Source organism: Enterobacter sp. MGH 4 (assembly GCF_000534735.1).
Classification (GTDB): domain Bacteria; phylum Pseudomonadota; class Gammaproteobacteria; order Enterobacterales; family Enterobacteriaceae; genus Enterobacter; species Enterobacter intestinihominis.
The window spans coordinates 1924183-1947563 of the sequence record NZ_KI973289.1; the positions used below are offsets into that span (position 1 = coordinate 1924183).

General features: G+C 56.2%; 20 protein-coding genes. 9 read left to right on the top strand and 11 right to left on the bottom strand.

Features of this window, described 5'->3' with window-relative positions; all coding sequences use genetic code 11:
• Positions 1–11 precede the first annotated feature (11 nt).
• Positions 12–2375, top strand: a complete 2364-nt coding sequence (locus tag L350_RS13300) for a glycoside hydrolase family 31 protein (RefSeq protein ID WP_032624599.1) — start codon at positions 12–14, stop codon at positions 2373–2375.
• A 92-nt stretch (positions 2376–2467) separates the two neighbouring features.
• On the opposite strand, the gene L350_RS13295 is transcribed toward L350_RS13300, so the two are convergent.
• The gene (locus tag L350_RS13295; protein WP_022647534.1) at positions 2468–4063 is read right to left on the bottom strand and encodes an ABC-F family ATPase; all 1596 of its coding nucleotides are present in this window, start codon (positions 4061–4063) and stop codon (positions 2468–2470) included.
• A 222-nt stretch (positions 4064–4285) separates the two neighbouring features.
• On the opposite strand from L350_RS13295, the gene ldtB reads away from it, so the two are divergent.
• Positions 4286–5206 (top strand): L,D-transpeptidase, encoded by a 921-nt coding sequence (ldtB, locus tag L350_RS13290; RefSeq protein ID WP_003858435.1) that lies wholly within the window; start codon positions 4286–4288, stop codon positions 5204–5206.
• 41 nt (positions 5207–5247) lie between these two features.
• Here the strand turns inward: ldtB and L350_RS13285 are convergent, their stop codons facing one another.
• From L350_RS13285 to mntR, 9 genes are all read right to left on the bottom strand, one after another.
• Positions 5248–5964 carry a GntR family transcriptional regulator gene (locus L350_RS13285; protein WP_032624601.1) on the bottom strand — a complete coding sequence of 239 codons (717 nt, stop codon included), beginning with the start codon at positions 5962–5964 and terminating at the stop codon, positions 5248–5250.
• 14 nt (positions 5965–5978) lie between these two features.
• Positions 5979–7301, bottom strand: coding sequence for a PTS sugar transporter subunit IIC (locus tag L350_RS13280; RefSeq protein ID WP_032624602.1), 1323 nt, complete (start codon positions 7299–7301; stop codon positions 5979–5981).
• A gap of 51 nt (positions 7302–7352) precedes the next feature.
• On the bottom strand, positions 7353–8729 hold the full coding sequence (locus L350_RS13275; RefSeq protein ID WP_032624603.1) for a glycoside hydrolase family 1 protein: 1377 nt from the start codon (positions 8727–8729) through the stop codon (positions 7353–7355).
• Positions 8730–8890: 161 nt separating this feature from the next.
• On the bottom strand, positions 8891–9931 hold the full coding sequence (locus L350_RS13270) for an aldo/keto reductase (protein ID WP_023299653.1): 1041 nt from the start codon (positions 9929–9931) through the stop codon (positions 8891–8893).
• A gap of 102 nt (positions 9932–10033) precedes the next feature.
• Positions 10034–11557, bottom strand: coding sequence for an efflux transporter outer membrane subunit (locus tag L350_RS13265; RefSeq protein WP_032624604.1), 1524 nt, complete (start codon positions 11555–11557; stop codon positions 10034–10036).
• Positions 11557–13128 carry a DHA2 family efflux MFS transporter permease subunit gene (locus L350_RS13260; RefSeq protein WP_023299651.1) on the bottom strand — a complete coding sequence of 524 codons (1572 nt, stop codon included), beginning with the start codon at positions 13126–13128 and terminating at the stop codon, positions 11557–11559. Before L350_RS13260 ends, L350_RS13265 begins: the two co-directional genes overlap by 1 nt.
• Positions 13125–14219 carry an HlyD family secretion protein gene (locus tag L350_RS13255; protein ID WP_023305746.1) on the bottom strand — a complete coding sequence of 365 codons (1095 nt, stop codon included), beginning with the start codon at positions 14217–14219 and terminating at the stop codon, positions 13125–13127. The genes L350_RS13260 and L350_RS13255 overlap by 4 nt, the downstream gene beginning before the upstream one ends.
• A gap of 101 nt (positions 14220–14320) precedes the next feature.
• The gene (locus L350_RS13250; protein ID WP_032624606.1) at positions 14321–15430 is read right to left on the bottom strand and encodes an anion transporter; all 1110 of its coding nucleotides are present in this window, start codon (positions 15428–15430) and stop codon (positions 14321–14323) included.
• Positions 15427–15900 carry a manganese-binding transcriptional regulator MntR gene (gene mntR, locus L350_RS13245; RefSeq protein ID WP_022647526.1) on the bottom strand — a complete coding sequence of 158 codons (474 nt, stop codon included), beginning with the start codon at positions 15898–15900 and terminating at the stop codon, positions 15427–15429. Before mntR ends, L350_RS13250 begins: the two co-directional genes overlap by 4 nt.
• Before the next feature lie 182 nt (positions 15901–16082).
• Here mntR and mntS point away from each other — a divergent pair, with 182 nt between their 5' ends.
• Together mntS and L350_RS13235 are read left to right on the top strand one after the other, a co-directional pair.
• Complete coding sequence (gene mntS, locus L350_RS13240) at positions 16083–16211, top strand: manganase accumulation protein MntS (protein WP_022647525.1); 129 nt, start codon at positions 16083–16085, stop codon at positions 16209–16211.
• 268 nt (positions 16212–16479) lie between these two features.
• Positions 16480–18063 (top strand): phosphoethanolamine transferase, encoded by a 1584-nt coding sequence (locus L350_RS13235; protein ID WP_022647524.1) that lies wholly within the window; start codon positions 16480–16482, stop codon positions 18061–18063.
• 116 nt (positions 18064–18179) lie between these two features.
• On the opposite strand, the gene ompX is transcribed toward L350_RS13235, so the two are convergent.
• Positions 18180–18698: an outer membrane protein OmpX gene (ompX, locus tag L350_RS13230; RefSeq protein ID WP_003858450.1), complete on the bottom strand. Its 519-nt coding sequence runs from the start codon at positions 18696–18698 to the stop codon at positions 18180–18182.
• 355 nt (positions 18699–19053) lie between these two features.
• Between ompX and rhtA the strand changes: the two genes are divergently transcribed.
• The 5 genes from rhtA to glnQ all read left to right on the top strand — a co-directional run bounded on the left by rhtA (position 19054) and on the right by glnQ (position 23320).
• The gene (gene rhtA, locus L350_RS13225) at positions 19054–19941 is read left to right on the top strand and encodes a threonine/homoserine exporter RhtA (protein ID WP_023305742.1); all 888 of its coding nucleotides are present in this window, start codon (positions 19054–19056) and stop codon (positions 19939–19941) included.
• Between the two features lie 298 nt (positions 19942–20239).
• Positions 20240–20743, top strand: coding sequence for a DNA starvation/stationary phase protection protein Dps (dps, locus tag L350_RS13220; protein ID WP_000100801.1), 504 nt, complete (start codon positions 20240–20242; stop codon positions 20741–20743).
• 361 nt (positions 20744–21104) lie between these two features.
• On the top strand, positions 21105–21848 hold the full coding sequence (glnH, locus tag L350_RS13215) for a glutamine ABC transporter substrate-binding protein GlnH (protein WP_003858455.1): 744 nt from the start codon (positions 21105–21107) through the stop codon (positions 21846–21848).
• A 93-nt stretch (positions 21849–21941) separates the two neighbouring features.
• Positions 21942–22601 carry a glutamine ABC transporter permease GlnP gene (gene glnP, locus L350_RS13210; protein ID WP_010428919.1) on the top strand — a complete coding sequence of 220 codons (660 nt, stop codon included), beginning with the start codon at positions 21942–21944 and terminating at the stop codon, positions 22599–22601.
• Positions 22598–23320: a glutamine ABC transporter ATP-binding protein GlnQ gene (gene glnQ, locus L350_RS13205; RefSeq protein ID WP_032624607.1), complete on the top strand. Its 723-nt coding sequence runs from the start codon at positions 22598–22600 to the stop codon at positions 23318–23320. Before glnP ends, glnQ begins: the two co-directional genes overlap by 4 nt.
• The last annotated feature ends 61 nt before the right edge of the window (positions 23321–23381 follow it).

The window sequence follows — 23381 nt, forward strand, 5'->3', positions numbered from 1 at the left end:
ATGTATTGCATATGAAAACCCTGAAAAACTGGACCATCGATACGCAGTCAGCGAATCATCTGGAACTGCTGGTGGATAACCAGCACCGTCTGTGCCTGTATGTGCTGGAAGAGAATCTGTTCCGCGTGCTGATCAAGCGTAAAGGCCAGCTGGCGCTGGACCGCACCTGGAGCATCGCGCCGGAACAAGACGTACCGTGGGAAGGCCGCCGTCGTGACGATGTCAGCGGCTTCACCTGCCCGGCCTGGACACTGACGCAGCAGGGCGATGCGTTAACCGTAGCGACTGAACAGCTGCGCGTCACCGTCCACCAGCCCCTGTGGCTGGAGTGGCACTACCGCAATGAAGCGGGCGAGTGGCAGCCGCTGGTTAACGACCGTCCCACCAGCGCCTACCTGCTCAATGCCCACGGTGACGGCGTGGCGCACTATCTCAGCCGTCGCAAGGATGAACGTTTTTACGGTCTGGGTGAGAAAGCGGGGGATTTACAGCGTAACGGCAAACGCTATGAGATGCGTAACCTGGACGCGATGGGCTATAACGCTGCCCGCACCGATCCGCTTTACAAGCACATCCCGTTCACCCTCACCCGTCGCGATGACGTGAGCTACGGCCTGTTCTACGATAACCTGAGCAGCTGCTGGCTGGATCTGGGTAACGAGATCGACAACTATCACACCGCCTACCGCCGCTGGCAGGCGGAAGCGGGCGATATTGACTACTACCTCTTCACCGGCAAGCGCGTGCTGGACGTGACGAAAGCCTTCGTGCGCCTGACGGGGAAAACGCTGTTCGGACCGAAGTGGAGCCTGGGCTACAGCGGCTCAACCATGCACTACACCGACGCGCCGGACGCGCAGGACCAGCTGATGAACTTCATCCGCCTGTGCGATGAGCATGCCATTCCGTGCGACTCGTTCCAGCTCTCCTCCGGCTATACCTCGATTAACGGCAAGCGCTACGTCTTTAACTGGAACTACGACAAAGTGCCGCAGCCGAAGGTGATGAGCCAGGCGTTCCACGACGCGGGGCTGCGGCTTGCGGCAAACATCAAGCCGTGTCTGTTGCAGGATCATCCCCGCTACGGCGAAGTGGCGGAACGCGGCCTGTTCATTCGCGATTCAGAAACCGATGCGCCTGAATGTTCCAGCTTCTGGGATGACGAAGGATCGCATCTCGACTTCACCAACCCGCAGACGGTGCAGTGGTGGCAGAACGGCGTGACCACGCAGTTGCTGGAGATGGGCATCGACTCCACCTGGAACGACAACAACGAGTATGAAGTGTGGGACGGGGAGGCGCGCTGCTATGGCTTCGGCCAGGAGATCGCCATCAAGCATATTCGCCCGGTGATGCCGCTGCTGATGATGCGCGCCTCGCTGGAAGCACAGCAGCGCTTTGCGCCGGATAAACGTCCGTATCTGATCTCCCGCTCCGGCTGTGCCGGAATGCAGCGCTACGTTCAGACCTGGAGCGGCGACAACCGTACCAACTGGGACACCCTGCGCTATAACATCCGCATGGGCCTGGGCATGAGCCTGTCCGGACTGTTCAACGTCGGTCACGACGTCGGCGGTTTCTCCGGCGACAAGCCGGATGCCGAGCTGTTCGTGCGCTGGGTACAGAACGGCGTGATGCATCCGCGCTTTACCATCCACTCGTGGAATGACGATCGCACCGTGAACGAACCGTGGATGTACCCGGGCGTGACCCCTGCGATTCGTAGCGCCATTGAACTGCGCTATCGCCTGCTGCCGTACCTCTACACCCTGCTCTGGCAGGCGCACGCCGACGACGAGCCGATGCTGCGCCCGACCTTCCTCGATCATGAGCACGATGCGCAGACCTTTGAAGAGTGCGACGACTTCCTGCTGGGCCGTGACCTGCTGGTGGCCAGCGTCGTCGAAGCCGGGCAGCGCGAGCGCCGCGTCTGGCTGCCGGATAACGAAACCGGCTGGTACGATTTTTACACCCACACGTGGTATGCGGGCGGGCAATCGATCGTCCTTGATGCGCCGCTGGAAAAGCTGCCGCTTCTGGTGCGCGCCGGGGCCGGTTTGCCGCTCAGCGAACGCATCCGTCACGTGTGCGCCGATAAAGACGATACCCGCGAGCTAAAACTGTTCCCGGTGAAAGGCGTCGGCACCACCTCCGGGCTGCTGTTTGAGGATGACGGCGAAAGCTGGGGCTACCTGAACGGCAATGCGCTGTGGGTGGAATGGGAGATGGTGTGCGACGGCGCAAGTATCAACCTGAAGGTGAATACGCGCGGCGACTATCGTCCGGCATGGAAGGCGCTGAAGGTGTCATTACCGACGGGGGAAAAACGTACGCTGCGGGTGAACGGGGTTGAAGGGGGCGAGTGGGTGGTTTAGTGCGGCCTGATGCCCTCACCCTAACCCTCTCCCACAGGGAGAGGGGATAGAGCGTAGGCCGGGTAAGGCGAAGCCGCCACCCGGCTATTTTTTTAACTCTCGATACCTTTACTGCGCAGGTAATCTTCGTAGTTACCGGTGAAGTCCACCACGCGCTCTGGCGTGATTTCGATCACGCGGGTCGCCAGGGAGCTGACGAACTCACGGTCGTGAGAGACGAAGATCAGGGTGCCCTGATACATCTCCAGCGCCATGTTCAGGGATTCGATCGATTCCATATCCAGGTGGTTGGTTGGTTCGTCCATCACCAGGATATTCGGTTTTTCCATCATCAGCTTGCCGAACAGCATACGGCCCTTTTCACCACCGGAGAGCACTTTGGCGGGCTTTTTGATGTCGTCCTGGCTGAACAGCAGACGCCCCAGAATGCTGCGTACCGCCTGCTCGTCGTCGCCTTCCTGCTTCCACTGGCTCATCCAGTCGAAGACGGTCAGATCGTTTTCGAACTCATATTCATGGTCCTGCGCGTAGTAACCAATCTGCGCGTTTTCAGACCATTTCACGGTACCGTTATCCGGTTGCATTTCGCCCACCAGAGTTTTCAGCATAGTGGATTTACCCACGCCGTTGGCACCCAGGATAGCAATCTTCTCGCCCACTTCCAGCAGCAGGTTGAAGTTTTTGAACAGCGGGCCTTCATCGAAGCCTTTGGTGAGGGCTTCCACTTCCAGCGCGTTACGGAACAGCTTCTTGTCCTGCTCGAAGCGGATGAACGGGTTCTGACGGCTGGAGGCTTTTACCTCTTCGAGCTTGATTTTGTCGATCTGACGGGCACGCGACGTTGCCTGGCGCGATTTAGAGGCGTTGGCGCTGAAGCGGCTCACGAAGGATTGCAGGTCCGCAATCTGCGCTTTCTTCTTGGCGTTGTCGGCAAGCAGACGTTCACGCGCCTGGGTTGCCGCCGTCATGTACTCATCGTAGTTGCCCGGATAAACGCGCAGCTCGCCGTAATCCAGATCCGCCATGTGCGTACACACCATGTTAAGGAAGTGACGGTCGTGCGAGATGATGATCATGGTGCTGTCGCGATCGTTCAGGGTCTGCTCCAGCCAGCGGATGGTGTCGATGTCCAGGTTGTTGGTCGGTTCGTCGAGCAGCAGGATGTCCGGGTTAGAGAACAGCGCCTGCGCCAGCAGCACACGCAGCTTCCAGCCTGGCGCAACTTCGCTCATCGGACCATAATGCTGTTCAACAGGAATGCCGACGCCCAGCAGCAGTTCGCCCGCACGCGCTTCCGCAGAATAACCGTCCATTTCGCCGTACTGCGTTTCCAGGTCGGCCACTTTGTAACCGTCTTCTTCGCTCATCTCAGCGAGACCGTAGATACGATCGCGCTCCTGCTTCACTTCCCACAGCTCCGCATGCCCCATGATCACGGTGTCGAGCACGGTGAACTCTTCGAAGGCGAACTGATCCTGACGCAGCTTACCGATACGCTCGTTCGGGTCGAGCGACACGTTGCCCAGCGTCGGCTCCAGGTCACCGCCGAGGATCTTCATAAAGGTGGATTTTCCGCTACCGTTGGCACCAATCAGGCCGTAACGGTTGCCGCCGCCAAATTTGACGGAAATATTTTCGAACAGCGGCTTACTGCCAAACTGCATAGTGACGTTGCTGGTAACTAACACGGAGAGATTCCTGCGAAAAGTGTGATAAACGCGGCATTATGCCACAATTCCGAATTGAGATCCTGTGTTGCGGTAATCCACTAAACTTTAACAAAATCGAAAAAAATGTGATTTCGTACACATCTGAATTCCCAGTTAACGGGAATGCACATATAATGCGCTCCCATTACAGATTCAGACTTCTCAACTCATCGCCAGAATGGCTTAGATACCTCGCATAACATGAACATGAAATTAACAACGCTTTTTGCGGCGGCGTTAGCCGTAGTAGGTTTTTGTAAGACCGCGTCTGCGGTGACGTATCCCCTGCCGACAGACGGAAGCCGTCTGGTGGGTGAAAACCAGGTGGTGACAGTTCCGGAAGGTAACACTCAGCCGCTGGAATACTTCGCGGCGCAGTATCAGCTCGGCCTGTCTAACATGCTGGAAGCGAACCCGGGCGTTGACCCGTATCTGCCGAAAGCGGGTACCGTACTCAACATTCCACAGCAGCTGATCCTGCCGGATACCGTGCACGAAGGTATCGTGATTAACAGCGCCGAAATGCGTCTGTATTACTACCCGAAGGGCACCAACACCGTGATCGTTCTGCCTATCGGTATCGGTCAGCTGGGTAAAGACACCCCGCTGAACTGGACCACCAAAGTGGAGCGTAAGAAAGCGGGCCCAACCTGGACGCCGACCGCCAAAATGCACGCTGAGTACATTGCTGCCGGTGAACCGCTGCCGGCCGTTGTGCCTGCTGGCCCGGATAACCCGATGGGTCTGTACGCGCTGTACATTGGTCGTCTGTATGCCATCCACGGTACTAACGCCAACTTCGGTATCGGCCTGCGCGTAAGCCACGGCTGCGTACGTCTGCGTAATGAAGACATCAAATTCCTGTTCGATAACGTGCCGGTCGGTACGCGCGTGCAGTTCATTAACGAACCGGTGAAAGCGACGTCAGAGCCGGACGGCAGCCGTTACATTGAAGTGCATAACCCGCTGTCCACCAGCGAAGATCAGATCAACAACAACGAAATCGTACCGATTAAGCTGACCAGCGCGGTGCAGTCCGTTACCTCTCAGGCGGATGTTGACACGACCATCGTTGACCAGGCGATTCAGAACCGTTCCGGTATGCCGGTGCGTTTGAACTAATCGCGAGCACGAACAAAGCGGGCCTCGAGGCCCGCTTTTTTTTATCCGTTATTCACAATTACGATGCCGCCATGATCATAGCGATAGTGACAATGGGCGTACTCCAGCGGCGTACCATCTTCCAGATAGATCACCTGCTCGACCTCCAGCACCGGGTCGGTTGGCTCACAGACCAGATGCTGCATATCCAGCGCACTGGGCTTCAGCGCCCGCACCACACGATACGATCCCATGATCTTCAGCCCCAGCGTCTCCTGCACATACCGGAATACCGAACTTTCAAGATGGGCTTTGTTCAGGCCGGGCACCAGATTGAGCGGCATCACCGTGGCGTCCAGGGACATCGGCTCACCGTTGAGTAAACGCAGACGGATGAAGTCATAGATCGGCGTATCCGGATTTATCATCAGCGAGGCCTGCTCTTTCTCGTTCGGGAAACGCAGTTCGAAGTGCACAACCTGACTGCTCACCGTGCCTAAATGTTCCCAGGTTTTGGTCGCCCCGAAGTAGTCGCTGCCGGAGAGATCCCACTGGGAAAGCTGGAGGAAATTTTTTCGGATGAACGTGCCCTGCCCCTGTCGGGTATAGACCAGCCCTTCGACAATCAGCTGACGCATCGCCTGCTGAATGGTCATCCGGCTGGTGCTGAACTCCGCCGCCAGCGCGAACTGGTCCGGCAGCGGTTCATTGGCGGCGTACTGCTGGGTAATAATGCGTTTCTTAATTTCCCGCGCTATGGTGATGTACTTCGCCGCCATCTTCCTTCCTTAAATTAGTGTTCTGTCCCGCTGTTTTTCAAGGCCACTCGCTCGGCCACCTTGAGGAAAGGCAGGTAGAAGAATACACCAAATACGATGATTGCCAACTGCACCACCACCGCCCGCCAGTCCCCCGCCGTCGCCAGCCAGGCGCTGAGGATCGGCGGGGTCGTCCACGGGATCATCACCACGCAGCGCGACATCAGACCCAGCGTGGTACAGAGCCACGCAAAGTAAATCCCGATGGCGGGCAGCAGCACAAACGGGATCATCAGCGGCAGGTTAAAGACAATCGGCAGGCCGAAAATCACCGGCTCGTTGATGTTGAACAGACCCGGCGCCAGTGACAGACGCGCCACCTGCTTCGCTGATTTCTGTCTTGAGAAGATGAAGATAGCGATCAGCAATGAGATAGTGCTGCCCGTCCCGCCCACCATGCCAAAGGTCGGCACAAAAATGTTGTTGATGATGTGTGGGATCGGCTGGCCGTTGGCAAAGGCCAGCATGTTCTCGTTGGTGTTGATCAGCAGAAACGGCTCCAGCACCACGCTGTTGACTACCGACTGATGAATACCGAGCGTGAACAGGAAGTTACCGAAGCTGTAAATGAAGATCGTCCCGGGCAGACTGGTGTTGATCAGCCGCAGCGGCTGCTGAATGAATGTCGTAATGAGATGGATCAGATCCGTATGCAGCACGTTCGCCAGTATGGCCGCCAGCACCGCAAACAGGGAGAGCGTGAGGATTGTCGGGATCAGCGCGGTAAAGGATTTGCTCACCGCCGGAGGCACGTTCTCCCCCAGCGAAATGTGCAGCGCCTTCAGCCGTGAAATGGCGATAAACAGCTCGGTTGAGAGCAGCCCAATCAGCACCCCGGCGAAAATGCCGGTCGAGCCGATATTGGCGAACGTCAGCACCTGGGTGACGTTCACCGTGGCGTCGCTGCCGACAGGCGTAATCTGTAAGCGCATCGGCATCATGATGATGAAGCTGCTGACGGCGATAACTACTGCCGAGACCGGATTGTCGAAATCTTTGTTGCGCGCCAGCGACCAGGCGATCATCGGCGCCAGCAGCAGCGCGGCGATGTTCAGCGTGCCGTTGATAATCGCCTCGCCCCACACCTTAAACTGCGTGAGCGTGTCGCCTTCCAGCACCCATGGAAACACGACGTTGTTCACCAGCACCGCCAGACCGGCGAGGATGAAAATCGGCATCACCGTGGCGAAAGCGTCCCGCAGGGATCGCAGGTGTACCTGGTTTGCCAGGCGCGCCGAGAACTCAACAAATTTATCGACAAAAGACTGCATGTGCGGTGTTATTTTTGTTTCAGACATAGCGGAGTATTCCCATCAATCAGTCACAAAAACGGCCCGGCAGCGTACGGCTTACATCTCGCGTCCGTTAGTATGGATAACCTGTTTTAACCACGCGTAGCTCTTCTTCGGCACGCGCTTAAGGTCTTTCAGGTCGTGATTTTCACGGTTGACGTAGACCACGCCGTAGCGCTTACGCATGTCACCCTGCGAGCTGAGAATGTCGATTAAGCCCCAGCCTAGGTAGCCCATTACCTCTGCCCCGTCCTCGAATATTGCCGCTTTCATCGCCTCGATGTGCGCCCGGTGGTAGTCGATGCGGTAGGTGTCCTCGATCGGGTTTACCCCGTCCCAGGACTCGATCACGCCGATGCCGTTTTCAATCGGGAATACCGGCATCCGCCAGTCGTTGGCATAGCGGGTGATGATGGTGCGAAAGCCCAGCGGGTCGATCTGCCAGTTCCACTCGGTAGCTTTCAGGTACGGGTTATTTTTCTCGCCATGCAGCAGGTAATGGTTCACCGGCGTGCCTTCCGGGATGGCATCGCTGTCCAGCGTTTTGCTGGCGTAATAGCTGAAGGCCATAAAGTCGTTCTTCGTGCGCGCAAACAGCGCGAGATCGTCTGCGCGGTAGATATCACCGAAGCCCTCCTGCTCCACCACCGCCATCACCGCCGGGCTGTAGCCCTGTCCCGCGAAGACGCGCAGCAGGTTCTGGTTGAGGAATTCGTCGTACTGCTGGGCGCAGAAGATATCGCGCGGTTTGCAGGTGGCTGGATAAATCAACTGGTGCGCCAGCATGCCGCCCATCAGCTTGCCTGGCTTAGTCTGGTGCAGGTATTCGGTCAGAGTCATGTGCGCCACCATCGCATGGTGCTGAAGCTCATACAGCTCGCGCAGGGTTTGCTCGCCTTTCATGTAACCGGAAATGCGAAAAGCTTCCGGCATATGGAAAATGTTCTGCTCGTTGAAGGTCAGCCAGTACTTCACGCGATCGCCGTAGCAGTCGATCATCTTCTTGCCGTAGCGGATAAAGGCCTCCATCACCCGGCGGTCGTTGAAGCCGTTGTACTCCTGCGCCAGCGCCAGCGGCATATCGAAGTGGTAGAGGCAGACCATCGGCTCAATACCGCGGGCGAGCAGATCGTTAATAAAGCGGTCGTAAAACGCGATACCTTCAGCGTTGAACTCGCCGTCACCCTGCGGGCAGACGCGGCTCCAGGAGATCTGGAAGCGGTAGCAGTTCATGCCCAGATCCTGCATCAGATCGAAATCTTCCCGGTAGCGGTGGTAGGAGTCGGTCGCCACTTTCCAGTCGGAGATGTTTTCTCCTGCTTCCCGAATGTCATATACCGACATCCCCTTCCCGCCCTCATTCCATGCCCCTTCCGTCTGCATGCTGGATACCGAGTTGCCCCATAAAAAGTTGGCTGGCAGTGATTTGTTCATGATTGCTCCCTATATGACTAGTCATTTAAATTTCATGACTAGTCATATAGATCGAGATGAAACATCAGGCAAAGAGAAGGAGTATTTTTTGTGAGGTGGGTTGAAATAAAGACCAGAGATAGTAGCCCCGGTAAGCGAAGCGCCACCGGGGAAAAGGAAGGTTACTGCTGCGCGAGCTGACTACGACGGTATTCCCCCTGCCGCTCCAGCATCCAGCCTGGATATTCGCGCGGCAGCGCGCTGACGGCATCAAGCTGTTTAAGCTCGTCTTCGCTTAAGCGGATCCCGGTGGCGGCAATATTATCGTCCAGCTGATCGACGCGTTTCGCACCAATAATGACGCTGGTCACCGCTTTTTGATGCAGCAGCCATGCCAGCGCGATTTGCGCCACGGAGACGCCCCTACGCTCGGCAATGACGCGCATTACGTCCACGCAGTCGAAGGCGCGATCTTTATTCACCGGCGGGAAGTCAAATTCCAGACGGCGGCCTCCGGTTTCGCTCTGCCCGTCACGACCGTATTTTCCGCTCAGCAGGCCGCCCGCCAGCGGGCTCCAGACCATCAATCCGACGCCTTCGCTCTGCATCATCGGCACCAGCTCGCGCTCCAGGTCACGTCCGGCAATGGTGTAATACGCCTGCAACGATGCGAAACGCGCCAGCCCAAGACGTTCAGAAATACCGAGCGCTTTGGCAATCTGCCACGCAGTCCAGTTCGAGACGCCGATGTATCGCACGTGACCGTGCTGCACAAGGTTATCCAGTGCGTAAAGCGTCTCCTCGATGGGGGTCGCGGGGTCGAAACCGTGCAGCTGATAGAGATCGATATGATCGAGCTGCAGGCGGCGCAGGCTCTCCTTTACGCTGTCGATAATGTGATAGCGCGAGCCGCCGCGTGAGTTCACTCCCGCCGTGCCCGTTTCACCAAACACCTTTGTGGCGACCACCACGTTTTCACGTGGAACGTTCAGGTTTTTCAGCGCCTGCCCGAGGATCTCCTCCGAGCGTCCTTCCGAATAGACGTCGGCAGTGTCGATAAAGTTGATGCCCGCGTCCAGCGCGCGGCCCACCAGCTGCTCGGCTTCGTTTTGCCTTAGCTGGCCAATCTTGCCCCACATGCCGCCCTCGCCGCCGAAGGTCATGGTGCCGAGGCAGAGTTCAGAAACAAACAGTCCGGTATTGCCCAGTTTTTGATAACGCATAACGCTTTCCTCGCATGTCGATTGGGTGTCTGTTAGTTATACCCGCCCCCCAGCCATCGCGAATGTGGCGTTCCTGTCCGTTTCTTGCCCAATCCTCTGAATCTATCCGCGCGGGGCATCGCCAAAGACGCTGTAGTCTGGCAGCTGAACCTGCTGATACGGCTCCCAGCCGCCGCCGAGGGCTTTGTAGAGCGCCACCAGGTCAAGCGCGCTCTGCACCTGCGCCTGCGCCCGCTGCTGTTCGGCCTGAGCGAGCTGACGCTGGGCGTCCAGCACGTCAATAAAACTGGCGATCCCCTGTCGGTAGCTGTCGCTGGCGAGATCAAAAGCGTTTTGCAGCGCGTCGATGGTTTTCGCCAGGCCCGCCTCACGCTGCTGGTCAGTGCGATAGCTCACCAGCGCGTTTTCAACGTCGCCGAGCGCCGTCAGCACCGTCTGACGATAGTCCAGCACCGCCGCCCCTTGCTGTGCGCGGGCCACCTTGACGCTGGAGACCAGCCGACCGCCCTGGAAGATGGGGATGGAGACCTGCGGACCGAAGCTGTAAAAGTGGCTGCTCCAGTCGGTCAGCCAGCCGGATTCGCTGTTACGCAGGCCAAACTGCCCGGAGAGGGTGAAGCTTGGGAACAGTTCGGCTACCGAGACGCCAATTTGCGCCGTAGCGGCATGGAGGTTCGCCTCAGCTTCGCGCACGTCCGGGCGACGACGCGCCAGCGTTGACGGAATGCCGGTTTGCACAATATCCGGCAACGCTGGCATCGGCTGCACGGATTGTAATTCGGTATCCAGCGCCCCCGGCGGTTTGCCGAGCAGGATGGCCAGCCCGTTCATCGCCTGGCGTTCCTGCGCCTGATACTGTGGCAATTGGGCTTCAAGATTGCCCAGCTGCGCCCGGGCGTTCTCCACGTCCATCTGCGGTGACAGCCCACCCCGCTGGCGGCTTTCGGTCAGATCCAGCGTCTGCTGCGCGCTTTCAATTTGCGTATTAAGCGTGGCAATGATGCTCTGCGCCCCTCGCAGCTGTAGCCACGCCCGCGCCACTTCGGCTTCCAGCGAGACCAGCGCATCGTTACGCTGCTCGATCGCCGCCCGCTGCTGCGCCTCGGCCGCTTCTACCTGACGGCGCACCTTGCCCCACAGGTCGATTTCCCACTGAGCGTCGAAGCTGCCCTGATAGAGGTTAATCGGCTGCGTCAGCGGGCCTAACGCGCTTCGCAACTGCGGATCGACATTATTCAACTGGTCATACACGCCGTGGGATTTCAGCTCCCCTTCCAGCCCAAGCTGCTGGCGCGTCGCCTGCACATTGCCATTCACCGACGGGAAAAATGCCCCGCCGGCCTGGTTAATCTGTTCGCGCGCGCCGGCAATGCGCAATACCGTTTGCTGTAGCGTCAGATTTCCGGCGATGGCGCGTTCAATCAGGCTGTCGAGCTGCGGCGAGCCGAAGGTTTTCCACCAGCGCGGGTTGGTGGCGGCGGAGGACGTTTGCGATTTCACCGCACCGTCGCCCTTATCGTTCCAGTGCGTGGTGGCGGGCGGTGCAGGCTGTTGGTAGTCCGGCCCGACGGCGCAGCCCACCAGCAGCATCATTATCATCAGGGGGTGTAAACGTCTGTGTATCATCAGTGTGCTCCTGCACTCCCCTCGCTCTTAACCGGCGAGAGCAACAAACAAAACGGTATCAGTAATAGGGCCACCGCGCTCAGAATGGTGAAGACGTCGATGTAGGCCAGAAAGCGCGACTGCTCGATCATGGTCTGGTACATCCGCCCGGTGGCAATGCCGGTCGGATCGCCCACCTGAGTGGTGAAGTTCTGGATCGCCTGGGCGCTTTCGCGTATCGCCAGCTGGAACTGCTCATTAAACGGCGAAGCGTGGTAAGCCAGATGCGCGCTGTGCGCCTGCGAGCGCTCGGTGATCGCCGCCGTCGAGAGCGAAATCCCAATCGAGCCGGCCACGTTGCGGAACATGGTAAACAGCGCCGCCGCGTCGGCGTTAAGCCGCCTCGGGATCGAGATAAAGGCGATGGTGGTGAGGGGCACAAACAGGAACCCGAGTCCAATCGACTGGGCGCTGCGGAACAGCACCAGCGTTTCGAAATCGATATCCGGCGTCAGCGTCCGGGACCAGAAGAAGGACACCGCCAGGCAGGTAAAGCCGAAGGCGATGATCCAGCGCGTCTGCACCACCGGCATCAGCTTCAGTACCAGCGGAATAGTCAGCACAATCAGCACCGCGCCGGGCGAGAGCACCAGCCCGGACCAGGTGGCGGTATAGCCCAAATCCTGCTGCGCCAGTTGCGGAATAACCACCGAACTGCCGTAGAGGATCATCGCCATCCCCGCCATCAGCAGGCTGGAGATCGCAAAGTTGCGATCCTTCATACAGTGCAGATCCACCACCGGCTTTTTGGCATACATCAGCCAGTAGATCGCGCCGATAATGCCGACCAGCGTCAGTACCGCGAAGGTGCGGATAAAGTTCGAATAGAACCAGTCATCATCTTCGCCCCGGTCGAGCATCACCTGCAAACAGCCAAGTCCGAGAGCGATCAGGCCGATCCCCGTCCAGTCGACGGTGAGCTTCTCTTCCGACTTTTTCTCCCACGGCGGATCTTCCAGCAGCTGATAGATGGCCAGCACCGTCACAATCCCTACCGGAATATTGATAAAGAACACCCAGCGCCAGGAGTAGTTATCGGTGATCCAGCCTCCCAGCGTCGGGCCAAGGACCGGCGCGACGATAATGGCAATGGATGAAAGGCCAAAGGCTTTGCCCCTGTCCTCCGGCTTGAAGTAATCGAGCAGCACCGATTGCTGCGTGGGCTGCAACCCGCCGCCAAAAAAGCCCTGCATCACACGGAACAGGATGATTTGCCAAAGCTCGGTGGCGATGCCGCACAGGAACGAGCAGATGGTGAACATCACAATGCAGATCAGGAAGAACTGCTTGCGGCCAAACAGCCGGCTCAGGAAGGCCGAGATCGGCAGCACGATGCCGTTCGCCACCAGGTAGCTGGTGAGCACCCAGGTAGATTCGTCATAGCTGGCCGAGAGCGATCCCGCGACGTGGGGCAGCGCCACGTTGACGATGGTGGTGTCCAGAATTTCCATAAACACCGCCAGGGTGACCACAATCGCCACCGCCCACGGGTTACTGGCGGGCTTCCAGTTTTCGTGGCTGCTGTCCGTCATTCCACGGTGACCTTCGGTTCAACCGACAGCCCCAGCGGCAGCGGTTTGTTCGGATCCAGCCCCTTATCAATGACGATTTTCACCGGCACGCGCTGAACGATCTTCACAAAGTTACCGGTGGCGTTTTCCGACGGGAAGGCGGAGAAGCGCGAGCCGCTGCCCTGCTGGATGCTGTCAATATGGCCTTCGAGCGCCATATCCGGCCAGGCATCGACGGACACGGTCACTTTGTCGCCCGGCTTCATACGTTCAAGCTGCGACTCCTTGAAGTTCGCCACCACCCACACGTTCGGGGAAACCAGCGAGAACAGTGCCGTGCCTGCCTGCACCAGCGTACCAGGCTGGACGTTGCGTTTGGTGACAAAACCGTCGAACGGGGCGCGGACTTCGGTATAAGAGAGGTTTAGGTTGGCGGTTTCCAACTGCGCTCTGGCCTGATCGACCTGCCGTTCTCGGGCTTCGACGTTAGTCTCCTGCTGGCGGATTTGCAGCTGGACCTGCTCCGCCACCTCCAGCTGCGCCTGCGCGCTGGCCAGACCCGCCTGGGCACTCCGCAGTTGAGCGTTCGCGGCATCGATGCTTTGTTGTGTGGTCGCGCGGGGGTCAACGCCGCGCTGACGGCGGTACTCCGCCTGAGCGTTGGTCATATCCGCCTGGGCTTTCAGTACCTGGGCTTTGGCTTCATCGCGCTGGGCGGGATATTGCACCTTCGAGAGCGCCAGCTGCGCCTGTGCCTGATGCAACTGCGCAACCGCCAGCCCAAGCTGGGCCTGAGCCTGATCGCGCTGGGCGGTGGTATCACGCGGATCGATCACCACCAGCACATCCCCTTTCTTTACACGCTGGTTATCCCGCACGCGAAGTTCGGTAACGTAGCCTGCCGTTTTTGGGGCAATGGTCACTACGTCGCCGTCGGTGAAGGCGTCGTCGGTGGTCTCTTCGTTACGGGTTAAAAACCACCAGACCAGCGCCACGATCACCATCACGATGACCACGATGCCAAGGATAATTAACGGTTTTTTGCCCGGGCGCTTGCGCTCGTTATTGTTTTGATCCTGCTCGTCAGCAGGTGGATTTTGATCTTCTGCCATAGTTCAGCAACGGTCCTGTCAGTGAGCGGCATCACACTATGCCGTTCACTAAAGCTAGGACGTTGCTATACATTTGCCAGGAAAAACTGACAAATTGCGCACTATATGAGAAGGAATAGTCCGAAACCGACCGCCGCAGACCAGAGCAGCATCGGGATTGACCATAAATGGAAGCGCCACCAGATGCGGCGATCGTTGGCCATCCGCAGGGCGATGAGGTTGGCCAGCGAGCCGGGCGGCAGCCCAAAGCCGCCGACGTTGACCGCCCACGCCAGCAGTACCGTTGGGGGAACATAGTTAAGCAGCAAAATGGTGGACGGCACGTTACTGATCACCTGCGAGAGACCAATCGCCGTCAGCCATAGTCCCGGCTGCGACAGACCGCTGACGCTATGGAGAACGGTCTGCAATACCGGGAGCTGGATCAGCAGATGCACGTCAATAAACATCGCCATAAACACCAGCAGCAGCGTCCAGTCAACACTCACCAGCACCCGCCGGGCGAGGAACAGGAAGCCACACGCCACCAGCAGCGCGCCCGCCAGCGCCTGGTTTAACTCCAGCGCGGTAATGAAAACGATATACAGTCCCAGGCAGCTCCAGACGAGACGCGGCTGCCACTGGGGGCCGGTGGTACCGCTGTGGTACTGCAAAGATTTATTCGGGAAAGCAAACCAGCCCACCACCAGCAGCGTCGCCACGATCGCCAGCGCCAGCGGCGCCATCTGCCAGGTAAATGCGGTAAACGACAGGCCGGAGCGTCCCCACAGCAGAATGTTCTGCGGGTTACCGATCGGCGTGAGCAGCGAGCCTGCATTGACGGCCAGCGCTTCAAAGATAATCAGACGGGTAACCGGTATTTCGCACAGCTTACGCAGCGTGAGCGTAAGCGGCACCACGATAAACAGCGCTACGTCATTAGTGAGGAACGTCGACAGCAGCGCCGTCGAAAAGACCATGAACAGAGCCAGCTTGCGCTCGGTGGCGAAGCGGCGCACCATTTTGCGCCCCAGCACGTCAAAATAACCGCTCAGCTCCACGCCTTTGGTGAGCATCATCAAACCGCTCAGGGTAATAATGGTGCGCCAGTCTATGGCCGCCGGCCAGGTGTGCGGCGTGAAGGGCACAAAGACGCTGAGCCCAACGCCAGTGATAAGTAAAAGATGGAAAAAACGATCGCGTTTCAGGGCCTGCAAGCCGGGGATGTTCATTCAGCGGCGGGGCCATATTTGAGCGTAAATTCGCGGAACTTCACCAGCGTCTCTTCGCTGACGTGGTGTTCCATACCTTCGGCATCCCGACGGGCAATTTCCGGGCTGACGCCCAGCACCAGTAAAAAATTCTCGACGATCTGATGGCGCTCGCGGCTCTCCTGCGCCAGCTTTTCGCCTTCAGCGGTGAGAAACACCCCGCGCCAGGGGATCATCTCGATCAGCCCGACCGACGCCAGACGTTTTAACATTTTGGCAACGGTTGGCTGCGACACCCCCAGGCGTGCGGCCATATCCACCTGGCGCGCTTCTCCAACTTCACGAATCAGATCGGAGATCAGTTCGACATAATCATCAATCAGCTCCCGGCGGTGCGCCTCACGCACCTGACGGAAGCCTTCCACATGCTCTTCAACGTTCACCAGTTGCGTCGTTTTTTTTGTTGTTGGCTTACCTGCGCGACGGTTCATTGTGCTTCCTCAATGGGTTGACGCTTCCAGCGCCCTGTAACGGAGCGCACATTGTAAACCATAGCTCTACAAGCACAAAAAATTAACGAATTAGCCATAGCTATACAATATAGCCTGTGCTATATCTGTATGTAATGCAGTCACCCTTCACGGATCGAAGGGATCATGAATCAGGAGGTCTTATGAATGAATTCAAGAGGTGTATGAACGTGTTTACCCACTCTCCTTTTAAAGTGCGTCTAATGCTGTTGAACATGCTGTGCGATATGTTTAACGCCAAACCGCATCAGGACGACAAATCTTCTCACTAAGCGGCGTCGCGGCACGCCGCTTCATTTTCCTGTCACACTTTCGTTGTAAACTCGCTTTTTCCTGATTATTTTTGCGGATTTGCAGCCCCCTTCGCAAAACATCTGTTTAGCAACTGTTGACCTTAATTCACGCTCGCACTATCTTCTTGCAGCCCTGCACAATTTGCGGCTCGCTGAAGCGGACCTCCATTCCCTTTCCACGCACTGTCCGGCAGGCTTTGACCCTTGACGCCAGGGTGAGCACATGGCGTTTTCGTGATAGTGATCTATGAACGTAACCCTGATTGATACACTTGTTACCCGCAGCCGGGCCCTAAGCCCGTGGACGGGATTCTATTTTTTGCAATCGCTGTTGATTAACTTTGCTCTTGGCTACCCCTTTAGCCTGCTTTATGCCGTCGGGTTCACCTGCATTCTTCACCTGCTATGGCGAAGCGCACCGCGCATGCAGAAAGTGCTTATCGGGATCTGTTCTCTGGTGGCTGCCGCCTATTTCCCGTTCGGCCAGGCCTATGGCGCGCCGAACTTTAATACCCTGCTGGCGCTCCACTCCACCAATATGGAAGAGTCTACAGAGATCCTGACGATCTTCCCGTGGTACAACTACGTGGTTGGCCTTTTCATTTTTGCTCTCGGCGTGATTGCGGTTCGCCGTAAGCAGGTCGGGAAAAAAACATGGGGTAAAATTGAAAGCCTGTGCCTGGCCTTTAGCGTAGTGACGTTTTTTGTTGCGCCGGTACAAAATCTGGCCTGGGGCGGCGTGTTTAAGCTTAAAGATACCGGGTATCCGGTGTTTCGCTTCGTTAAAGACGTGGTAGTGAATAACGAGGAAGTGCTCGACGAGCAGGCGCGTATGGCCGAGCTTTCCACCATGAAAGACACCTGGAACGTGCTGGCGGTGAAACCGAAGTATCACACCTATGTAGTGGTGATCGGTGAAAGCGCGCGTCGCGATGCGCTCGGCGCGTTTGGCGGTCACTGGGATAACACGCCGTTTGCCAGCTCCGTCAACGGTACGCTGTTTACCGATTACGTGGCGGCCAGCGGTTCGACGCAGAAATCTCTCGGTCTGACGCTCAACCGTGTCGTGGATGGAAAACCGCAGTTTCAGGATAATTTTGTCACCCTGGCCAACCGGGCAGGTTTTCAGACGTGGTGGTTCTCCAACCAGGGGCAGATCGGCGAGTATGATACCGCCATTGCCAGCATCGCGAAGCGTGCCGACGAGGTACAGTTCCTGAAAAGCGGTGATTTCGAAGCCGATAAAAACACAAAAGATGAAGCGTTGCTAAAAATGACCGCGCAGGTCTTTGCCACTCAGCGCACCCAGCCGCAGCTGATCGTCCTGCACCTGATGGGGTCACACCCGCAGGCATGCGATCGTACCGGGGGAAAATATGCGGAGTTTGTGCAATCCAAAGAGACCTCGTGTTATCTGTACACCATGACGCAAACCGACGATCTGCTCAGCAAGCTGTACGCGCAGCTGCGCAACAGCGGCGATAGCTTCTCGATGGTCTATTTCTCTGACCACGGTCTGGCGTTTAAGGAGCGCGGTAAAGAGGTGCAGTATCTGGCCCACGATGACAAGTTTCAGCAGAACTTCCAGGTACCGTTTATGGTGCTGTCGAGTGATGACAAAACGCATCGCATCATCAAAGCGCGCCGTTCCGCGAACGATTTCCTGAAATTCTTCTCACAGTGGACGGGGATTAAGGCGAAAGAGATAAAAAATGATTACCCGTTTATCTCCGGGAAGAAGGGCCCGCCAGTTTACATTACCAACTTCAGGTTACAGAAAGTTGACTATAACCATCTTGGGACGGATATTTTCGATATTAAGAGTAAGTGATCTCTGCCGTCTCGTGCAGGCTGATGCCCTCACCCTGGCCCTCTCCCACGGGGAGAGGGTACAAACAAAAAAAATCCGCCACATTGGGCGGATTTTTTACTGGCTCACCGAAGTGATTAGAAGCGGTAACCTACGCCCGCGATCCAGGTGCCAACGTCAACGTTGCGGATACGGCTCTGCTCATAGGAGAAGTCCAGAGCAACGTTTTCGATTGGGTTGAACTGCATACCTGCGCCATAGGAGAAACCGTAGTCGCTGTTGCTTGCAGTACGGTTCAGACCCTGGTTTTCGGTCTGCTGGAATTTACCGTAGCCCACACCTACAACACCGTAGATGCTTGCCCAGTCATTCAGGCGGTAAGCAGGACCCGCGGTGATGCCGTAGTACTGACCTTTATTGTAAGAGCCATTTTCAGTACGATCTTTCTCGGTGTAAGTGAAAGAACCGATCACACCCAGCGGGTTGTTGTCTTGCTCGTAACGGTACTTCAGGTTGAAACCGTTGGTTTTGTTCATCACGCCCTGCATATCGCTCTGAGCGTAACCACCAGTTACAGTTGAAGTTGCCGCTACAGCGGTACCTGCGGAAACAGCCAGAACAGCTGCCAGTGCTGAAAGACATGCAATTTTTTTCATAACCACCTCAAATGTGCTTCAAGTAAGTCCGTAAGTTTTAAATATATCAAAAAAATCTGTGAAACTCTTTGTCATTCACGATGTCTAATGCGACCTTTCCTGTAACAGAACATTTCCAGCATCAGCTATCTCGTTCAAATAACTCCAGATTTTCACCTGTAAATGCTAATAGTGCGCGTCATCGCCATTTAGTTCATCCAGATTATTCCTAATCTTTCAGGCGATAAAATCAGCAACGTTTTCTCATTTTACGGATTTTCCCTGGATTTTTTTTCAACAGTAGCTCAACCGTTGCAGGTTATTTCCATTACACTGCGACTTTTACCTCTTTTGACAAAAATTGACAGGAGAAAGGATGCCAGGTTTACCTCGTAAATCGTCGGTCTGGATGCCGGTGGCAGTCATACTTATCGCGATGATGTCCATACAAAGCGGCGCGTCGCTGGCAAAATCGCTGTTTCCGCTGATTGGTGCGCCCGGCGTCACGGCGCTGCGTATCGCATTAGGCACCCTGATCCTCGTGGTTGTCTTTAAACCCTGGCGGCTACGGTTTAAAAAGGAGCAGCGACTGCCTCTGCTTTTTTATGGGCTGGCGCTGGGAGGGATGAACTACATGTTCTACCTCTCTATTCAGACTATCCCGCTGGGGATCGCGGTCGCGCTTGAATTTACCGGCCCGCTGGCGGTTGCCCTCTTTTCTTCTCGTCGCCCGGTAGACTTTATCTGGGTCATACTGGCCGTGCTGGGGCTATGGTTCCTGCTGCCGCTCGGCCAAAGCGTTTCACAAATCGATTTGACAGGGGCCGCTCTGGCGCTGGGCGCAGGGGCGTGCTGGGCGGTGTATATTCTCACTGGTCAGCGTGCGGGCGAAGAGCACGGCCCCGCGACGGTCGCCTTAGGCTCGCTGATTGCCGCGGTTATCTTTGTCCCGATCGGCATGGCACAAGCAACGGACTCAATATGGCAGTGGTCAATCCTGCCGGTTGGGCTGGCGGTCGCTATTCTTTCCACGGCGCTGCCCTACTCTCTGGAGATGATCGCCCTGACGCGTCTGCCTACGCGTATTTTTGGTACGCTCATGAGCATGGAGCCCGCGCTGGCTGCAATCTCTGGAATGATGTTCCTCGGCGAAACCCTGACACTGGTGCAGACGCTGGCGCTCTGTTCCATTATCGCGGCGTCAATGGGCTCTACATTGACCATGCGCCCGGAACCAAAAGTACATAAGATTGACCTCAACTAGTCCTTAAATTCTGCATGGCTTACCGGCCATGCAGAATATAGGTCTCGTCAGCCCTTCAAATAATTTCTTACAAACTCTCTTATATTGCCAAAATATTTCACCTGCCCGCCTTGTCACTTAACGAATTAAGATTGATCTGCATCAATTTATATAAAAAACTTTAAAATCATTAAGTTAAAACTTCAACCATCCTTTCGCTATTAAACCGATAGGCAGCGCCAAACCGCAGAGAAAAAATCCGGTGCTATACTTAATCCCGTAATTACCTGGGACACAAACATCAAGAGGATATGAGATTATGAGTACCGCTAAACTGGTGAAAACGAAAGCGTCTAATCTGCTTTATACCCGTAACGATGTATCGGATAGCGATAAAAAAGCGACCATTGAGCTGCTGAATCGCCAGGTGGTCCAGTTCATCGATCTTTCGCTGATCACCAAACAGGCCCACTGGAATATGCGCGGTGCAAACTTTATTGCCGTTCATGAAATGCTGGATGGCTTCCGCACAGCACTGGTGACTCATCTGGATACCATGGCCGAACGCGCCGTACAGCTGGGCGGTGTGGCTCTGGGTACCACGCAGGTGATCAACAGCAAAACGCCACTGAAAAGCTATCCGCTGGATATCCATACCGTTCAGGATCACCTGAAAGAGCTGGCGGACCGTTATGCGATTGTCGCGAATGATGTTCGTAAAGCGATTGGCGAAGCAAAAGATGAAGACACCGCTGATATCTTCACTGCCGCGTCACGCGACCTGGATCAGTTCCTGTGGTTCATTGAGTCAAACATCGAATAATCCCTGCTGATTGTCTGAATAACCCTCGCCCCTGGCGGGGGTTTTGCACATTTATGGTGCACACTTTTGTCCGCAACGGCCGCAAAAGTGAATAAAATGTAATAATCACCTCACACAACCGTTAACGGAAGATTGTTTTTTCGTCAGATTCTGCGCTAAATATCCCCCTGTCAGAAGACCTTAACGAAGCGCACCAAAACGGTGCTCCATTCCGGTGCAACCTGACAGAATTGCCACGCTTTTTGTGCAATGCGTGACATTATCCCCTTTGCAAAACAACAGCTTGTAAAACTGGCACGATTTTTTCATTGTGCCTGAGGTTCTCGCAGGGGATCGCCCCGTGGATATAAAAGGAAATGCTATGAAGTCTGTATTAAAAGTTTCACTGGCTGCACTTACCCTGGCGTTTGCGGTGTCCTCGCAGGCTGCCGACAAACTGGTTGTGGCGACTGACACGGCGTTCGTACCGTTTGAATTCAAACAGGGTGATAAATACGTTGGTTTTGACGTTGATCTGTGGGCCGCTGTCGCAAAAGAACTCAAACTGGATTACACCCTGAAGCCAATGGATTTCAGCGGCATTATCCCGGCACTGCAAACCAAAAACGTTGACCTGGCGCTGGCGGGCATCACCATTACCGAAGAGCGTAAAAAAGCTATCGATTTCTCTGATGGCTACTACAAAAGCGGCCTGCTGGTGATGGTGAAAGCGGATAACAACGACGTGAAAAGCGTGAAAGATCTCGACGGTAAAGTGGTCGCCGTGAAGAGCGGCACCGGTTCCGTTGATTACGCGAAAGCCAATATCAAAACCAAAGACCTGCGTCAGTTCCCGAACATCGACAACGCTTACATGGAACTGGGCACCAACCGCGCAGACGCGGTGCTGCACGACACGCCTAACATCCTTTACTTCATCAAAACCGCCGGTAACGGCAAGTTCAAAGCGGTAGGTGATTCTCTGGAAGCTCAGCAGTACGGTATTGCGTTCCCGAAAGGCAGCGACGACCTGCGTAATAAAGTTAACGGCGCGCTGAAAACCCTGAAAGAGAACGGCACCTATAACGAAATCTACAAAAAATGGTTCGGTACCGAGCCTAAATAATTTCACCTGACTTCAGGTTTGTAACGCCCGGTGGCGCTACCGCTTACCGGGCCTACGTTTTTCGTTTTTCACCACGGTATACAGGAATACATCATGCAGTTTGACTGGAGCGCCATCTGGCCTGCCATTCCTCTCTTGCTTGAAGGCGCTAAAATGACCTTGTGGATTTCGGTCCTCGGTCTGGTTGGCGGGTTAATTATCGGTCTGGTGGCCGGTTTCGCCCGCACCTACGGCGGCTGGATTGCAAACCACATCGCGCTGGTTTTCATCGAAGTGATCCGCGGCACCCCCATTGTGGTGCAGGTCATGTTTATCTACTTCGCCCTGCCGATGGCCTTCAACGATCTGCGCATTGACCCGTTCAGCGCAGCTGTCGTCACCATTATGATCAACTCCGGCGCCTACATTGCGGAAATCACCCGCGGTGCGGTGCTGTCGATTCATAAAGGCTTCAGCGAAGCTGGCCTGGCGTTAGGTCTTTCCCGTCGCGAAACGATCCGTCACGTGATCCTGCCGCTGGCGCTGCGCCGCATGCTGCCGCCGCTGGGCAACCAGTGGATCATCAGCATTAAAGACACCTCGCTGTTTATTGTTATCGGCGTGGCCGAGCTGACCCGTCAGGGCCAGGAGATCATCGCGGGTAACTTCCGCGCCCTGGAAATCTGGAGTGCGGTCGCCGTTGTCTACCTGATTATCACGCTTGTCCTGAGCTTTGTTCTGCGTCGTCTTGAAAGAAGGATGAAAATCCTGTGATTGAATTTAAAAATGTTTTCAAGCACTTTGGTCCAACCCAGGTGCTGCACAATATCGATTTGAACATCAGGCAGGGTGAAGTGGTGGTGATCATCGGGCCGTCGGGTTCCGGAAAATCCACCCTGCTGCGCTGCATTAACAAGCTCGAGGAGATCACCAGCGGCGATTTGATCGTCGATGGTCTGAAGGTGAACGATCCGAAAGTGGACGAGCGCCTGATCCGCCAGGAAGCGGGCATGGTGTTCCAGCAGTTCTACCTGTTCCCGCACCTGACGGCGCTGGAAAACGTGATGTTCGGTCCTTTGCGCGTGCGTGGGGCCAGCAAAGCGGCGGCAGAAACGCTGGCAAAAGATCTGCTGGCGAAAGTGGGTCTGGCGGAGCGTGCCCACCACTATCCTTCCGAGCTGTCCGGTGGCCAGCAGCAGCGCGTGGCCATTGCCCGTGCGCTTGCGGTGAAGCCAAAGATGATGCTGTTTGATGAGCCAACCTCCGCACTCGACCCGGAGCTGCGTCACGAGGTGCTGAAAGTGATGCAGGATCTGGCAGAAGAAGGCATGACGATGGTGATCGTTACCCACGAAATCGGCTTTGCCGAAAAAGTGGCGTCCCGTCTGATCTTCATTGATAAGGGCCGCATCGCGGAAGACGGTAATCCGCAGGCGCTGATTGCGAACCCACCTAGCCAACGCCTCCAGGAGTTCCTGCAACACGTCTCCTGATAGCCATACACAGAGCCGGGCATGCCCGGCTTTTTTAGGCCGGATTGTTCCCAAAAACTCC

Coding starts and splice junctions, on each gene's coding strand:
- L350_RS13300 (WP_032624599.1), top strand. CDS start 12: ATGAAAACCCTGAAAAACTGGACCATCGATACGCAGTCAGCGAATCAT.
- ldtB (WP_003858435.1), top strand. CDS start 4,286: ATGAACATGAAATTAACAACGCTTTTTGCGGCGGCGTTAGCCGTAGTA.
- L350_RS13285 (WP_032624601.1), bottom strand. CDS start 5,964: ATGGCGGCGAAGTACATCACCATAGCGCGGGAAATTAAGAAACGCATT.
- L350_RS13280 (WP_032624602.1), bottom strand. CDS start 7,301: ATGTCTGAAACAAAAATAACACCGCACATGCAGTCTTTTGTCGATAAA.
- L350_RS13275 (WP_032624603.1), bottom strand. CDS start 8,729: ATGAACAAATCACTGCCAGCCAACTTTTTATGGGGCAACTCGGTATCC.
- L350_RS13270 (WP_023299653.1), bottom strand. CDS start 9,931: ATGCGTTATCAAAAACTGGGCAATACCGGACTGTTTGTTTCTGAACTC.
- L350_RS13265 (WP_032624604.1), bottom strand. CDS start 11,557: ATGATACACAGACGTTTACACCCCCTGATGATAATGATGCTGCTGGTG.
- L350_RS13260 (WP_023299651.1), bottom strand. CDS start 13,128: ATGACGGACAGCAGCCACGAAAACTGGAAGCCCGCCAGTAACCCGTGG.
- L350_RS13255 (WP_023305746.1), bottom strand. CDS start 14,219: ATGGCAGAAGATCAAAATCCACCTGCTGACGAGCAGGATCAAAACAAT.
- L350_RS13250 (WP_032624606.1), bottom strand. CDS start 15,430: ATGAACATCCCCGGCTTGCAGGCCCTGAAACGCGATCGTTTTTTCCAT.
- mntR (WP_022647526.1), bottom strand. CDS start 15,900: ATGAACCGTCGCGCAGGTAAGCCAACAACAAAAAAAACGACGCAACTG.
- mntS (WP_022647525.1), top strand. CDS start 16,083: ATGAATGAATTCAAGAGGTGTATGAACGTGTTTACCCACTCTCCTTTT.
- L350_RS13235 (WP_022647524.1), top strand. CDS start 16,480: ATGAACGTAACCCTGATTGATACACTTGTTACCCGCAGCCGGGCCCTA.
- ompX (WP_003858450.1), bottom strand. CDS start 18,698: ATGAAAAAAATTGCATGTCTTTCAGCACTGGCAGCTGTTCTGGCTGTT.
- rhtA (WP_023305742.1), top strand. CDS start 19,054: ATGCCAGGTTTACCTCGTAAATCGTCGGTCTGGATGCCGGTGGCAGTC.
- dps (WP_000100801.1), top strand. CDS start 20,240: ATGAGTACCGCTAAACTGGTGAAAACGAAAGCGTCTAATCTGCTTTAT.
- glnH (WP_003858455.1), top strand. CDS start 21,105: ATGAAGTCTGTATTAAAAGTTTCACTGGCTGCACTTACCCTGGCGTTT.
- glnP (WP_010428919.1), top strand. CDS start 21,942: ATGCAGTTTGACTGGAGCGCCATCTGGCCTGCCATTCCTCTCTTGCTT.